Annotated in this window: 13 protein-coding genes; 1 reads left to right on the forward strand and 12 read right to left on the reverse strand. The window is 39.7% G+C overall.

Annotated elements, in window-relative coordinates:
* Positions 1-5 precede the first annotated feature (5 nt).
* From QE417_RS06225 to QE417_RS06260, 8 genes are read right to left on the reverse strand one after another with little or no spacing between them, the layout of a single operon-like run.
* Positions 6-1,106, reverse strand: coding sequence for a glycosyltransferase family 4 protein (locus tag QE417_RS06225; protein WP_311948410.1), 1,101 nt, complete (start codon positions 1,104-1,106; stop codon positions 6-8).
* Positions 1,081-1,653 carry a serine acetyltransferase gene (locus QE417_RS06230; RefSeq protein WP_311948412.1) on the reverse strand — a complete coding sequence of 191 codons (573 nt, stop codon included), beginning with the start codon at positions 1,651-1,653 and terminating at the stop codon, positions 1,081-1,083. Before QE417_RS06230 ends, QE417_RS06225 begins: the two co-directional genes overlap by 26 nt.
* Positions 1,631-2,680: an acyltransferase gene (locus QE417_RS06235; protein WP_311948415.1), complete on the reverse strand. Its 1,050-nt coding sequence runs from the start codon at positions 2,678-2,680 to the stop codon at positions 1,631-1,633. Before QE417_RS06235 ends, QE417_RS06230 begins: the two co-directional genes overlap by 23 nt.
* Before the next feature lie 19 nt (positions 2,681-2,699).
* Positions 2,700-3,866 carry a glycosyltransferase family 4 protein gene (locus QE417_RS06240; protein ID WP_311948418.1) on the reverse strand — a complete coding sequence of 389 codons (1,167 nt, stop codon included), beginning with the start codon at positions 3,864-3,866 and terminating at the stop codon, positions 2,700-2,702.
* Complete coding sequence (locus QE417_RS06245; protein ID WP_311948420.1) at positions 3,863-5,335, reverse strand: oligosaccharide flippase family protein; 1,473 nt, start codon at positions 5,333-5,335, stop codon at positions 3,863-3,865. The genes QE417_RS06240 and QE417_RS06245 overlap by 4 nt, the downstream gene beginning before the upstream one ends.
* Positions 5,310-6,632, reverse strand: a complete 1,323-nt coding sequence (locus QE417_RS06250; protein WP_311948423.1) for an O-antigen ligase family protein — start codon at positions 6,630-6,632, stop codon at positions 5,310-5,312. Before QE417_RS06250 ends, QE417_RS06245 begins: the two co-directional genes overlap by 26 nt.
* Positions 6,633-6,665: 33 nt before the next feature.
* Positions 6,666-9,107, reverse strand: a complete 2,442-nt coding sequence (locus QE417_RS06255) for a GumC family protein (protein ID WP_311948425.1) — start codon at positions 9,105-9,107, stop codon at positions 6,666-6,668.
* Positions 9,108-9,109: 2 nt separating this feature from the next.
* Entirely contained in the window at positions 9,110-9,904 is a 795-nt protein-coding gene (locus QE417_RS06260; protein WP_311948428.1) for a polysaccharide biosynthesis/export family protein, read from the reverse strand.
* A gap of 354 nt (positions 9,905-10,258) precedes the next feature.
* Here QE417_RS06260 and QE417_RS06265 point away from each other — a divergent pair, with 354 nt between their 5' ends.
* Positions 10,259-11,554: a right-handed parallel beta-helix repeat-containing protein gene (locus tag QE417_RS06265; RefSeq protein ID WP_311948430.1), complete on the forward strand. Its 1,296-nt coding sequence runs from the start codon at positions 10,259-10,261 to the stop codon at positions 11,552-11,554.
* 750 nt (positions 11,555-12,304) lie between these two features.
* Here the strand turns inward: QE417_RS06265 and QE417_RS06270 are convergent.
* From QE417_RS06270 to QE417_RS06285, 4 genes are all read right to left on the reverse strand, one after another.
* The gene (locus QE417_RS06270; RefSeq protein ID WP_311948432.1) at positions 12,305-13,465 is read right to left on the reverse strand and encodes an SDR family oxidoreductase; all 1,161 of its coding nucleotides are present in this window, start codon (positions 13,463-13,465) and stop codon (positions 12,305-12,307) included.
* A gap of 23 nt (positions 13,466-13,488) precedes the next feature.
* Complete coding sequence (locus tag QE417_RS06275; RefSeq protein ID WP_311948434.1) at positions 13,489-13,803, reverse strand: DMT family transporter; 315 nt, start codon at positions 13,801-13,803, stop codon at positions 13,489-13,491.
* A gap of 136 nt (positions 13,804-13,939) precedes the next feature.
* Complete coding sequence (locus QE417_RS06280) at positions 13,940-15,304, reverse strand: ATP-binding protein (RefSeq protein WP_311948436.1); 1,365 nt, start codon at positions 15,302-15,304, stop codon at positions 13,940-13,942.
* A gap of 8 nt (positions 15,305-15,312) precedes the next feature.
* Positions 15,313-15,990 carry a response regulator transcription factor gene (locus QE417_RS06285; RefSeq protein ID WP_311948437.1) on the reverse strand — a complete coding sequence of 226 codons (678 nt, stop codon included), beginning with the start codon at positions 15,988-15,990 and terminating at the stop codon, positions 15,313-15,315.
* Positions 15,991-16,017: the final 27 nt, after the last annotated feature.

Below are 16,017 nucleotides of genomic sequence, written 5' to 3' on the forward strand. Positions count from 1 at the left end.
TTTATTTATGTTATAGCTTGTAAAGTTTGCGATAGTTCAATAGATACCTGCTTCTTGCTAAATTCGTTGCCTTTTAATAAGTTTTTATGTTTAATTGCCGTGCATAATTCTTTTGAATTGAGCAACCTGCTTAACGCCGCTGCAACGTTTTCATGATCTTGCGGTTTAACCCATAAACAATTATCGGGTTCGGTAAGATAATCAGTGGCAGCACGTGTTGGAGTGGTGATTATAGCCATACCTGCCGCAACCGAATTGAATAAAGCCATTGGAAAACCCTCCGGAAAATAAGTTGGAAAAACCAGGATATCGCAGTTGGCATAATATCTCACAACCTCCTGCTCGGGTATAAAACCGGTAAATATAACGCGGTTTGCTACCTCTGATGATTTGGCCATGTTTACCAAAGCCTCTTGATCGGGCCCCCAGCCTACCATAATTAGTGTAGTATTTTCATGGTCGCCGGCAACTTTTTCAAATGCTTTAAAAACTTCGTATATGCCTTTTTCTTTGATCATGCGGCCCACAAACAACAATGTGGTGTGTGTATAGGGGATATTCAAATCTTGTTTAAACCGATGTTTGATTTTAAACTGATCGGTACGTACAATATTCTTTGTTACATGAATGCTGCCTGATTTAAAGTACTCTTTTTCAATCACCTTTTTTTGTTCTTCGGTTGAGAGGAAAAGCCAGGCCGACACATTTTTTTTTAAAAAGGGCAACACACGCTCATAAAAAAAGCTCCCATCATCATTTAAAACGTCGATATCTGAACCATGCGATTTAATAACAAACTTTACCTGTTTTCGGTATAACGTTTTGCAAATGGCTATGGTAATAAAATCACGTAGCCCGGCCAGTTTTTCTAACCGCGAATTAAAGTAAATGATATCGGGTTTAAATTGGCGTGCTGTTTTAACCAGGTTAAGCGCATTATTTACAATTACGCTAAGCCGCCCAATTTTCGATTCAACGCCCTCTTTAGCAGCATAGGCAAACTGGCCACAAGTATAACCAAGCTCCTGCATGCCCTCCAGTTCATCTAAAGCAATCTCAACATGATGCCTTGTGGGTACACTAAAGAGTATTCGTGGTTTGTTCATTTTTTGATATAAGTTCCTGCCAATCTTTTCTTCTGCGCTCCACTCCGGGGTTACCGGTAACTACACTATAAGCCGATACGCTTTTTACAACCACTGCCCCGCTGCCAATGTTTACGTAATCATTAATTATCACATTGCCTATGATGCATACATTACTACCAACATCAACATAATTACCAATTATGGGTGAGGCACTAAAGCCATCGGCAGTTTGACGGTTGCCTATGGTAGTACTTTGCCTCAGGGTACAATTGTGACCAATAACCACCTGGTTTGTCATGACCAATGCTTGGCCATGATATAACCTCAAATTACTGCCAATTTTGGTATTCCACGGAATTTCGATGCTAAAAAACCACTCTACCAGTATGCGATAAAACAAAAGATATATAAAGCCGATGTAGTAATAGATTCTTCTCCGGGCGCAAAAGTTTGCTGCCCTGAATAACAACAGTATAATACGGCCCTTAATATTCCCTTTGTTGGCCTTCCAGTCCTGAAAAATAAATTCAAAGAAATTCATCTTATCCTGAGATGTATTTTCCATAAGGTAACTTATTAATGATGTAAACCAATGCACTGCTGCAAGCCAGGCAAATAAAAGTAGTTAATAAAATACCTGCAACAGGCGTAACAAGTGAGTAGTTGATATTGAAATGAGCCAGCAAACTAATTACCAATAAGTGCGACAAATATATACCATAACCGTACCTGCTGATAAATTCCCGGAATGGTGCCAACGCCGGATAGTTACCCGAAAGCAGTTTTTTAATGAGAACAAATACGCCAACAGACGTAAACAGAACATTAACGGTTAAATACTCATAATATCGATGTACGAATACACCCTTGCTATGCGTACCGGTATAAGTGCCCGCTATGGTAATCATGCATCCGCTCAACAATAAAAACACTGCTGCATAAAGTGTAGGCAGGGTGATGTTAACCCGGTGAGCTAAAAAATAACCCAATATAAGGTAGCCCAGGTATCCTGTAAAATACCTCAGGTCAAAAGCTGTTGTTACTTGCAGTTGATTGATTAGTAAGGCTAAAAGCCAAATTACCAGGTAAAACACAATAGTTTTATTAGTCGCGTTGCTGATAAAAGGCTGTACAATTGGAATAAAAAGATATAAACCTACGATCATATAAACATACCACAAATGCGGCGCAGCACCGTTCATTAGTTGATTTATAATCCAGGGCAATATATTAGCTAATGTCGAAGCACTGCCTTCGTTTCTTATTTTTAAACCTAAGTTGAAAAGGATATAAACTATTGTCCAAAACAAAAATGGCAGTAAAATACGGTTCAACCTTTTCTTTAAAAACTCGCCTAACGTGAGTTGATAGGGTAACAACAAAGCCCCGGTAAGCATCACAAATACAGGCACGCAAAATCTAAAAACAGAGCCGTATACATTACCAACCCACCAAACGATATTGTTTGCATTGGTTTGTGGCTTGAATTGGGTAAACACAGCAGGTGTAGCCACATGCACTATAATAACTGCTATAGTAGCAATCATCCGCATGTTATCTGCCCAAACCGATCTGTTATTTACTTCTTTCAAACTGTTAAACGTTTATTTACTAAGATGAATAAGCCTTAAGTACCGGCGCTAAACTTTGCTCCCATGATTGCTGCGCATTAAGTGCGGTAAGGTTATGTTCCAGTTCCTGGTAATGATTCTTGTTCAGTGCTGATGCTATTTCTTTTGCAAGTTCAGCATGGTTTGCCGGAGGGGTTAATAAACCGGTTATGTTATGGAATATATACTCCGGAAACGAACCCACATTACTTGCAATTACCGGTACGTTTGATGCATAAGCCGTCATTAATACGCCGCTTTGGGTAGCATCCAGGTAAGGGCAAATAATAAATTTGGCACCAGCTATCAGCTCAATCAGTTCGTCGTTGGTAATGTACCTGTTAATTACCTCAATGTTGTTTGCAAGTTGGCTGATCTGATCTTCAGGCAATTTATAGCCGTTTGTGCTTTTGCCGGCTATAACCAATTTTTCATTAGGGAATTGCTGAATTACATTCTGCATGGCCTGTAACAACACATCAACTCCTTTATAGGGAGATAATCGCCCGAAAAACAAGAGGTGTTTGGTTACGGCTTCATCTGTAACTTTAGCTTTTTTGTAATAGCTGTACGGCCGCATTTTAACTATCACCTTTTGGGCTTTAACCTTATTGTAATTAGTGGCGAACAGTTTTGCCGCAAATTCTGAATACAAGATGATGTACTTTTTAACCGACAGGTTAAAAAATAGAAAATTGGGCAGGCTTATCTTCCAGCTTCCCTCGCCTGTATGCGGCACCGGGTCGTGCACGGTTAAAAACACTTTTTTAACCGACAACAAAAATGGCAACAAACCAACTGTACGCAAGGTATAGCCCTCAAAATGCACTATTTGTGGCTCAAAAGGTTTTATAAAATTCCATACTTGTTTTGAAGCTTGTAAAGTTGACCACGAAAACCCGGTTTGGTGGCGATGGATCACAAAATGAACGCTAACCGTACCTTCAAAATATGGAGCCAGTTCAGCATAGCTTTTTTCAGTTAACAGTTCGGCAGGTGAGGCTAATATTTTGCCTTCCGGGAAGCTTTCAATATCTGCTACTGTACTTTTTTTTGATGCTGAAGTTACTTCAATAAAAACATGCAGTTGAACCTGGCGCTTTAATACGTTAATAATATCGAGCGAAAGGTCTAAAAAGTGGGTAGATGTATAATATACCACTGTCATGCCTTTGCGCTGTTTAAGTTATTCAACAATCCACTTTTTTTATAGCCGAACAGTAGCAAGGCAACGCACATTACCGTAAACAAAAAGAACACGGCAAAAGCTAAATAACTATTTAAATTCTGAATCAATAGTCGGCAGGCAAGCACCGTGAATATTAAAGCTACGTAAAAAACGATGCTATGACTTACCGTCATTAACTTTCTTTTTATCAAAGAAACATCCTGTAACAGGTGGAAAATCAGAAAAGAAACCAAGACCGAATAGTTGATGACTGCCAAATTTTTATAATAGTAAAGGCCAATAAAACACGCAGCAACATTTATAACCAAGCTGGCTACATTAAACCACATATCCAGTTTTTCGGCTCCAATTGCTACCAGTAAGTTAGCTTGCAGAAGCACAGTGGGTAACAATAAAAACGTAAGGAACATTTGCTGCATACACACTATTGCTCCCGGATAACCTTGCCCAAATGCCAAGGGTATAATTAACCCCGAAAACGAATATATAAATGCATAGGTTAAAACCGCAAATACCGTATAGGCTATAAATATGTAATTAAATAGTTGTTTTAACTTATGGATATTACCCTCATTATAGTGTTTAATAAACTGCGGGTAAATAGTAGTGGATGCAATAACAGGTATAATTTGCAATACCGAAAATATACGGAATGCTACCTCATAATCGGCCACGTGGGCAAGCGTGAGCATTTTTGATATGATGAGGTTTCCTATCTTCCAATAGATGATGGAAATACTGCCAATAACAATAAACTGCCAGTTTTTGACAATAAGTTGTTTAACATCATGATATGAAACCGCTGCGCTCCAAATAGTTGCTAAACTAATGCTGTTTGATGAACCCATTTTAATAAACAGGCTCAAGGTGAGCAGGCGTGCTACGATCATTAAACCGGCCAGCAGTATAATCGAAAAAGGCGATATAAAAAGTGCACAAGCAATCAACAGCTTTAAAAAGCCGTCGATAACCAGTATACCGGCTGTTTTACGCTGTTCGTTTTGTACAACGTTGAGCGTTTTAATAGCGTTTATAAAATTATCGAAAATAATGTTGGTGCCCATAATAAGGCAAAGCATCCGTAACTGGTAATTATTATACAGCGTGTAGGCCAGTATAATATTTAGCAGATAGAATAGCACACCAAACCCTAACTGCGTTTTAAAAAACTTAGCGGTAAAGCCAGTTTGATCGGTCTCAACAACATATTGCCTTATAAACCACTGCCCTAACCCCATTGACGAAAAAGCGGCTACCAATTGGTATACGGTAGTTGATATGAGGAACCGGGCAAATTCGTCGGCAGCGTACAAACGGGCTACTATTGCAAAAAACAAAAAGACAAATAAGATCTGCAGTATATTGGCAATAATACCCCAGGCACTGTTTTTTACCAATGCCGATTGCAAATACCCAAACCTCTTATTCTGCAGCAACCTCAACATCATTTTCTTCAATTGGGTAAGCAATAATAAACACAATCATGCTCACTACCATAATTAATATGCGGTAGTCATAAATGGAGTATACGGTGTTAAACGCAATAAGCCAGCTGACTAAACCGGCCATAATAAATGCCACCTTTTTATCGTACAGTCCTTTCAGATAAAAAACCAATCCTTTCATCAACGGCACGATCAAAAACAGGGTAAAAATAAAGAATCCGATAAAGCCTGTTTCCGACATGATTTTCAAATAACCGTTTTCGGGCTGATCAAAATATACCAGTTGCCCATCGGCCACTTCAAGGTACTGGCCCTGTGCATGCCTTATCACATAATTTTGATAGTTGCCTGTGCCAATTCCCAGCCAAGGGTGCCTCTTCGAAATCTCAAAAGCCTCTTTCCAAATACTTTGCCTGAAAATAAAGTCTTCTGATAAGTTTTTAGCCCTATCAAACACGCCATTTTGTACAGATACAAAAGCAAATATCAGATAAGCGGCAATACCCGCTACAATACCGTAAGCCCGGTATTGTTTTGCAGCCATAAAAAATACAATAACAACTCCCACTGCAAAACCGCCCAATGCCGCCCTGCTTCCGGCTAGGCTTATGCCTATAATGGCCAGCACAAATACCATATAATTGAGTAGGTACTGTTTACGTGTTGCTCCTTCTTCAATATACAAAAACAAGAAACTTCCCAACGCCAGGTATTGCCCACTGGCTTGTGAGTCATAAAACACGCCGGGGTATCTAACAATATGAAAAACAGGATCGATTGTATTGGGGCTAAGCTCGGGATAAAACGTAAATTTTAAACCCACTATCACCTGTATAAATAAAACGCTTAGAGCAATTATGTACGAAATCTTTAACGCCCTAATTGCCTTGTAAAAAAACGACGGGTCTTTATAGCATTCTGATAAAAAGAAGCGGGCAAATACAAAAATGGGCATGATCTTAAAAAAATTAAGATATGCCTTGGATGGAAACTCGGATGCTAAGCCACCCAACAACACAATTACGGCAAACAGTACAAATAGCAGAAAATAGAAGTTGTTCCGGTTATACAGGTTAATGGTTATAAAATCCTTCAATAAAAATATAAAGCTGTATACACAAATAGCATCAAATATCTTAAAGCCGCCCCAGGCTTCATTAGTGATCTTTAAATCCATAAGGGGCAAAAAAGATAGTATAAACAGCAGGCAAGATTGCACACTATTGCCCTTAAAGTAAACGTTAAGGGCAAAAAGCAGCAATGCTATACCGGGTAAAATATAGATGAGCTTACTAAGCATTTATAGCGTATTTGGTTAGGGTTTACTACCCTTTTAAAAGCGGCTCAACATCTGTTTCCACATCCCTTTTAGCGATGGTTTACGGGGTTTGGCGCTGTAATAACTATTGTCGTAACGATAACCGTAGCCGTACTTATCTTTTTTAATACCGTTAAATACAATGTTAAGATCAGGCAGGTAATCAGCGTCATTAACTTCCTTTAAGAAAGTCAGTTCTTCTCTGCCCGAGTATCCTTGTCTTACAATGTATAAACAAACGTCGGCTTGTTTCGCAATAATCATGGCATCAGTTACCAGGTGCAGCGGTGCTGTATCAATTACCACATGATCGTAACGCTCACGCAATTCTCTTATAAGTTTTGTCAGTGTTTCCTTTTCAAGCAATTCCGACGGGTCTTCGGGTATATGACCGCAGCCTATTACATGAAGGTCTGGGTTAACATCAGTTTGCTGAATAATATCATTAACTGAAAGCTGGTGTTTATCAGACAAATACTCGCTTAAACCCGGATGATTTGAAGGAAGATTAAAAACTTTGGTAATCTTCGGTTTGCGAAGATCCATCTCCAGGATCACCGTTTTTTTACCCGACATGGCAAGCGTAGTAGCCAGGTTGCTACTTACAAAGCTTTTGCCCTCTTTTGATACACTCGAGGTTAACAAGGTTACCCTGCCACTGCCCTCAGCTGCGTAAGAATGAGTAATACCTTTTTGTGAAACTATGTAAGCTTCCTCAGGCTGTAGCTGCGTAGATTTGCTTTGTATAGTTTGATGCAGGTAGTTTAAGTTGGTACGCAGCGAGCGGAATTGCTCGCCAATAAGATGCTGCTTGTTGGTTACCACAATTACTTCGTCGTCCAGTTCTTCATAAGAAAGTTCGGCCAAAATAGGAATATCAACATTGGTTTCAATATCCCTGCGGCTGGTAATCTTATTGTTAAAGGAGTTGCGGAAATAAATGATCATGAAAGGCACGCCAATACCTAACAGCAATGCAATAGCTGAAATTAAAGGTATTTTAGGCCATTTTTTATCGCCTACGTTAGCCTTATCAACAATACGGGCATCAACAAAAGTAGATGCATAGCTTAAAGCAAGCTCTTCGCGTTTTTGAAGCAGGTATACATACAGGTTTTCCTTAATAGACTGTTGCCTTTTCATCCCTACAAACTGGCGCTCCTGAATAGGAATGTCTTTTATAGACGATTCGGTTTTATTATTTACCGACTGCAACTCGCGTTTCGAATTTAATAAAGAGGCCTTAACACCGCTAACTGTTTCACGTATAGCATTCTTTGTTAAGCTTATCTGCTTGTTAATAGGCTCAAATAAAGGATTAGTTTCTGGCGTAGTAGCCAATAATGCACTACGTTTAAGTTGCAGGTCGGCAAGCTTTTCAATCTGACTATTTAAAGCCGGATCGCTGATGCCTATTGTAGCCGGCGCGTTTGCATTGTTTGATGACGAGTTTACGTATTGCTCAATACCCGCAATAACATTCAACTGAACGTTTACCTCGTTAAGCTTGCTGTCGTTAGCTTGTACGTTTTCAAGGTAAACCTTAGCTTGCGAATTAATATCAGTTAGGCCCTGACTACTGCGGTAGCCTTCCACTTGCTTTTCAGCTGTGTTTAGTTCGCCGGTTAAAGAGGCAAGGCGACTGTCAATAAAATCAATCGTGGCTTTTGTTGTGCGCTTTTGCTCATCAGAGGCTGCTCCGTTGTATGCTGTTATTAACGAATTAAGAAAGTCTTTTCCGCGTTGCGGAACTTCGTCTGTTATAAACAGACCGATGGTAGGTGCAAGCTTATCTAACAAGTGCGCATCCAAAGCTTTGAGGTAGCTATTGCTAACCATCTCCGGCTCCTTTAGTGTAACTATAATAGTTGAGCCAATAAACTGCGTAAGTTCACTGGTTGGCTTTAATAACCAGGTGCCGGCATCATTTTTAAATGATGCATTAAATGCTACTGTTTGCTTTTGACCATTCAGGTTTTCAACTTCAAAGCTTTTTGCATCCTTTATCAGCACTTCCATTTTATTGCCACTAAAAACTCCTTTTTGCAGCAGTATCAATTTAAATGGTTCGGCACCGTACAGGTCTTTTGTTTTAAAACCTTGCTTGGTTTGGTAGGTAGTCCATAACTGCAAGTCATTAACTACCTTACTCACCAAATTTTTCGATCTCAGTATCTCAATTTCAGCTTCGGCATTTTTAGGAGAGCTGGATTGCTCCAGCTCTGGTAAAACGGCTTTTTCCTGGGGCGATTTTTTTTCATCCTTTACCAATATGGTTGCGCTTACCTCATAAGAGGTATTAGCGTTTTGCACGTACACATATGCACCCGCAAAAGCTATGATAACACCTAAAACAAATAACGGCCAATGATAAATATACTTTGACAGTATGGTACGCAAATCCACAAATTGGTGTTTATCGGCCTTGTAAGAAGTTGAAGCTGACCTATTGATCATGATTAGTTAGTAAATAATGAAACCGCAATAGCAATTAACGACAAGGCTGAAATAATTAAGCTTGCATTACGATAGCCCGTATCAACCGTAGCTAACTTAAGTTTGCCTGGTTGTACAAACAGTAAGTCGTTAGATTTCATGTAGAAGTATGGCGAAGTGAACAGATCTTTCGAATTCAAATTGATGGGGATATAAGTTCTTTTTCCATCAATTTCGCGCACCAGGGTAATGTCATCACGTTTTGCGGTGATGTTTAAATCTCCTGCCAAGCTTAAGGCTTCAGTAATAGTTAAACGATCGCTGCTGCTGCGGTAGATGTTAGGGCGCAAAACATCACCTAACACGGCTACTTTAAAGCTTACAATTTTAACCGATACATTGGGTTTGCTTAAATAAGTGGTTAATTGTTGTTGCAGTTTATCAGCCAGTTGTGAGCTCGACAAATCGGAAACTTTAACCACACCTAAAAGCGGTAAGGTAATTTCGCCTTTGTTATTCACTACATAACCATACACTGAATTTTCTGCATCAGTACCTGCATTTTGAATATTATTGGTAAATACGTTAGCCGCATCCTGGTTTAAGCTGGTTACACTAATTGATAACCGGTCTTCGGGCTGTATAATAAGCGGCGACATGTTAGTGATCTCTTCGGTAATTACTTTAGAACGATCGAGGTCTTGAAAGTAAGGTACTTTTTTATAAGAAGCACATGAGGATACGATAGTGGAGAGCGTTAACACCGCTAAACATATTTTTCCAATTTTAAAAAGGCTGGTACTGTTTTTTGATTTCATATAAAATAGTTAGAGAATTTGATTCTGTTAATTTTTAAAAAAATGTATGTGGTACGGAAACTTAATAACCGCCTACATAAATCGTTTTTATCGAATTTGGTTTGAATTAATATTTATTTTTTATTTTAAGTTTTAACAAAAAAAACTTTCAATTACAGTAAATTTTGTAAAAAACAAAAAGAGTGAATATTGATTTATTAACCAATATATAATATTAAGGCAGGCGGAAACTTCATGTCAACTATGGTGCCACACATCTATTTAAATACATTTTTTTTAAACAATAACTCTCTAAAAGGTTTGGTTTGTAAAAATTCATGGCTAAAATTTGCTGGCTCGTTCTTAATTTTATCAATGATTCCAGCGTTACTTTTTGGTAAAAACTACTACGTAAATGCTAAAACCGGGAACGATAAAAACAATGGTTTTTCGGTTAATCAACCCAAAAAAACCATACAAGCCGCAGCAAATCTTACCAGTCCAGGAGACACGGTATTTGTGATGAAGGGTACGTATAAAAATGATTGTAGTACCTGCAATGTACTTAACATTCCAAAGAGCGGAAAAAGTGCTAAGTACATCGTTTACACCAACTACCGTGATCACAAACCACAGATTGAGTTTGATGGCTGGGCGGGTATTTCTGTTAATAATGGCATTAGCTATATTAAAATTAACGGGTTTGAAGTGCACGGAAATAACGCAAACATAACCCTGGCACAAGCCCTGAAACAACCGCAAAGCTGCATAAACAAAAAAGGGAACTTTGAGCCAAAATACAATGGCAACGGGATAGTGGTAGAGAGCAATAAAAAAAAACGATCACATCATATTATTATCAGCAATAACAAAGTTCATGATTGCGGGGGTGGCGGTATAGGCGCATCGCAGTGTGACTACATAACCATTGAGGATAATGTTGTTTATAGCAACAGTTTGTATAGTTTATTTGGCACCAGTGGTATTGCTTTGTACCAATTTTGGAATTATGATAAGGCTAAAGGTTATCATAATGTAATACGAAGAAATAAATGTTATAATAACCGCTCGCTGGTACCCTGGATAAAAATGTGCAAAATATATGACGGTAACGGCATAATTGTAGATGATTTTAAGAATAAACAAAATGGCTCGAAGTTAGGCGAGTATAAAGGCCGTACATTGATAGAAAATAATATTTGCTGGTACAATGGCGGAACCGGTATACATACTTTTCAAAGTAGCCATGTTGATATTATTAATAATACGGCTTACTGTAATTCACGCAGCCCTGAGTTTAACCCGGGCCAGATATTGGCTGGTGTAAGTGATGATGTAAAAATCGTTAACAATGTGTTGGTTGCCGATCTATCGTCGGTTATTAACTCAAATTATCAAAACACCAATCTTACTTATGAAAATAACCTCCATTACAATATTACCTATCCCCTATCAGCCATCGTTAACTTATCAAGTGCAACCTGCATCGATGGAAGTAACCCTAATTTTAAAAATGCCGAAAACAGTTTAAACGCTGATTTCAGCATCGGAATAAATAGTCCTTGTGCTAATCATGGGAATAACCAGATTTACAGCAAAACTGATTTTACGAACCGATCTCGCAAAGTTTTTGGCCCGCCATGTATTGGAGCTTATGAACTTAGCTTTTAAACAATTCTATAGCAGAGATATTACATATCGGGCGCAAGATTGCAAGTCCTCGCGAATTGAGAGGAATTAAACAGGAAGCCTTTGCTATTGAACTGGGATTATCCAGCAAACCATTTCCAATATTGATAAAAGCGAAAAGATGAGGTTTTAAATATTATAGTTAAAGTTTTAGGCGTTTCTACGAAAGCCATCAAAACTTTAATGATGAGGCAGTGATTAACTTTATTGCAAACACCTTAATGACAATGCTGCATCTTAAGGCCTTTATTACAAATTAGTCCTAATGGCAGGACGAAAATACAGACACTTAAACCTATTATTTTCAAATACTTATATCAAAACCAGGCTGAACAGGGCACCGAATAGTGCACATATAATTCATACCATTTTGCGCCATTTATTTAGCGTCTGACTGTAACCTTCAGTCAATGAACTTATAACACAAACATATAAGTTATATTGAATTTAATAAAGCATTTTACTTTTAAAAGAGTTCAGCGTGTCGTGGTTCAGAATCAGATTATAGAGCAATCCATCCCCTTTATGTCGACATCCTTGGAATTTATCATGAAAGTTAAACCTAATTTTGTGTTGCAACGACCTCTATATTGCTGATTGATTGTATAAATATGAAGTAAATCAGCATTTTAAAAAAGCAAAAAAGCCGCACAAACCTGTGCAGCCTTTCCTCACTTGATAAATAGAAAACAACCACCTATGGAAATTGGTGTGGTTTCCTTTAACCGATTCTCACGGATCGATTGCACCTTCTAATAAGTTGATCCGCTCTATGTAGTGCAAGCAGTTATGTATGTACTGGTGTCCGGGTTCTGATGGTTCAATACCCAAATCTTCAATAATGCGTGAGTTGTCAAAACGCTGGCCTAATTCGGCAAATTCAATGTATGGGTCGAGGCCGGCAAACAGGATGCGCAGGTTGCTCAGGTCTTCAAACTCATATTTAAGGTGCTCCAGGTATTCGTAGTGCTGGTATAACTCGTGGCCTACGGGTAATTTGCCTTTTGCCCAAAGTTTTAGCGGGTTAAGCATTTCTTTGCCTACAAACAAATGCGGCAGCATATCGTCAAAATACTCATCAAATACCTGTGCCAGTTGCCTTGCCGATGTGCAGGCATCATTGCCGGCCGATATGTGGTAAACATTGTAGTTACGCTTCACAAACAGCAACTGCGTCATTACGTTGGCTACAAAATCAACCGGAACCATATCAAGCGAGGCAAATTGCTCGGCAGGTACCAGGCGCAGCTTGTTCATAGTTGCCAGTGCCCATAAAATTACCGGCGAACGTGGCTCTACCTTGCGGCTGTCGCCCATGATGATGGATGGGCGTACCACTAAAATTTTGTCTTCGGGCAGGTGTTGCTTAAGCAATAGCTCGCCCTGCATTTTGGTGTACGTATACTTAACCAAGTGGTTAGCGTTGAGGTTGGGTGTTTCGTCTTCGGTTACCAGGCGGTGCTTAACATCGCGGCCGCAAATAGTAGCCGTACCCACGTACATAAACGTGTTAAGGCTTTGCAGGCGTTTGGCCCATAGTAAAATTTTGGTAAGGCCGCCAATGTTGGCTTTTTCCACCAAATCGTCTTTTACCTTGGCAAAAGAGGTGTTGGCCGCCGAGTGAATGATAGTGGTTACCTGTGCTAACTGCTCGTTGCAAATTAGCTTGGCGGTTAGTTCTTCGTCAAACAAGTCGCCCAGTACCGGGATAACTTTTTGCTGGTTAAATTCATCATTGTGCAGGTTAAAAATGGTGCTTAACCTGGCTTGTGCGTTTTCGTAAGATACGGCACGGATAAGGCAGTAAATTTTTTCAATCTCGCTCCTTTTGGACAGATTTACCAAAACCTCCCCGCCTACCAATCCCGTAGCTCCTGTTAAAAATACTTCCATATAGTTTAAAATTTAATTAGAGGCTAATCAAAAAGTTCCAACCCCAGTATCCCCAGTATGATGAAGGATACCGATAAGATTTTCACTACCGATACATTTTCTTTGAAGAATAACATGCCAATGGCAGCAATAAGTGCAGTGCCGGCCGATGCCCAAATACCGTAAGCAATGCTTACTTCCATGGTTTCGAGCACAAAAACCAGCGCGGCCAGGCTAATGCCGTAAAAAACAAAAACTAAAATGGAGGGAATTAAACGGGTGAAACCGTCGGCATATTTCATGCTTATAGTGCCTAATACCTCAAACACAATCCCAGCTCCCAAATAGGCCCACTTCATCTTAATCCTAAGTTTTGTTATTAATCAATGTTGTTGTAAGGTGCCCCCCAAAACCGTTGCTTGCTTAGGGGCTTATACAAATATTGCAAGCGCGGCTTAAACCGGGCTTAAGATGAACTTAGAATAAACTTAGAATTTATAACAGGAAAGTTACAATTACCTGGTTTGTATTGGAGTCGATAATATGGTAAAAAACAGTGGCCTGATGGTACTCTAATATACGTTTTACAATGCTCAACCCAATACCGCTGCCTGATTGCCGGTTGGTGTTGCTGCCGCGGTAAAACGTGCTGAACAGTATAGATGTATCTTTAACCTGAGGTACCGGGCCGGTATTGGTAATAATAACGTTAATGCTGTGGTTTTTTTGCTTAATACAGCACTCCACCAGCTGATTATCGCTATAGAGAAAAGCATTTTTAAGCAGGTTAAGCAGCGCTATTTTAAGCAGTACCTCGTCGGCTTGTATTTCAATGTCGGTTTCGTTACTGCTGGTGTTTTCAATTTCAAACTTAAGCCTGAAGCTTGGATTTGAGGCCGAGTTTTCGGCTGCGGCTGCAAAAATAAGCTCATCGAGCCGTGCTGGTTTAAATTGCACCGCATTGCGCCGGTTGTTAACCTCGGCAAATGATATGAGCGCACTTATTACTTCAGATAGATGAAAGGCATCTTCGGCCACGCTTACTAAATGGATGCGTATGGCCTGATCTAAATCATCATCCTGAAGCATGTTTTCAACCTGGGCCGCAATACGCGCCACTGGTGTGCGTAACTCGTGTGATGCCTGGCTGGTAAACTCACGCTGGCGGCTGTAAGCGTTGTCAATCCTGTCCATCATTTGGTTAAAGGAATTGGCCAGGGCATTAATCTCGTCTTCGCGCTTTGCCTTGGGTAGCCTTATGGTAAGTTCGTTATCGGCAATTTCCTGAATTTGCTTCCTGAAAGCGTCCAGCGGCTCCAAGCTCTTTTTACTCACACTGAACGACAATAGCCAAACCAACGTGGTGCCGGTTACAAACGCTCCAATAAGCAGGTACTTTAAGTAGTTGAGCTTGCGGTTGCCATAAGTATCGGTACCTGAAATAAGTACGTAATAGTCTTTTTTTTCGGAGTTGTAATAGAGGCCTAATATCTCATTCTGCTTGTTGCGCTGGTATACACGCCCTTCGCGTTTTACCTCATCAAGCTCAGCTGATGTCCATTTCAGCTTAAAATCATCACTACTGCTGTATAGTAGTTTTTTATGTTCATCAAATACAGCAGTTTGTTCGTTGTAGAGTTTCCGTATACTGTTGCGGTCAATAGTTTTTTGCAGGTTGTAATCAATCTCTTTTACATCAACAAACAGGCGGGCAGTGGTTTCGGCTTTCTCGGCCAAACGGTCAAAAAACTCCTCCTGCCTAAAATCGGCAAATAAAAAATACACTATAAGCATAACCGCTGCCAGTATAACCGAAAACAGGCTGCTGAATATAAGCGAAAACCGCTGCTTTAAATTCATTTTTACCACTATTTTAAATAATAACCAAACCCGGCACGGGTGTGTATAAGCGGCCTGCTAAAACCTTTATCAACCTTATTACGCAGGTAATTAATATACACCTCAATGGTGTTGGTGCCGGTTTCAAAATTAATATCCCATACTTTGGTGGCAATGGTTTGTTTAGATACCGTACGTCCATCGGCTAATGCCAATAATTCCAGTAGCTTGTATTCCTTTGGGGTAAGCACAATTTCTTTACCGGCACGGGTAACTTTTAGTTCGGAAGGGGTGATGGTTAAATCGTCTATCACATAAACCTGGTGTTCTTCAACTTTGGTATTACTACTGCGCCTTAACAAGGCATTTACCCGGGCCAGCAACTCTTCAAGATGGAAAGGCTTTACCAGGTAATCATCCGCGCCTGATTCGAGCGCTGTAACCTTATCCTCAACCGCGCTGTAAGCGGTAAGCATAAGTATGGGCACCGATTTATTGCTTTGCCTTATACGCTTGCAAACCTCCATACCGTTAAGGCCGGGTACGTTAACGTCAAGTATATACATATCATACGTGGTTAATTCGGTTTGTTTAAAAAACATATTACCATCGTACACCTGGTCGCACTCAAAACCACGATTGGTGAAGAACAGACGCAGCTCGGTAGCCATTTTGTAGTCGTCCTCTAATACGAGTATTTTCTGCATAATTTAAGTTTAATAAAGCGCTGGGGC

The organism is Mucilaginibacter terrae (assembly GCF_031951985.1).
GTDB lineage: Bacteria > Bacteroidota > Bacteroidia > Sphingobacteriales > Sphingobacteriaceae > Mucilaginibacter > Mucilaginibacter terrae_A.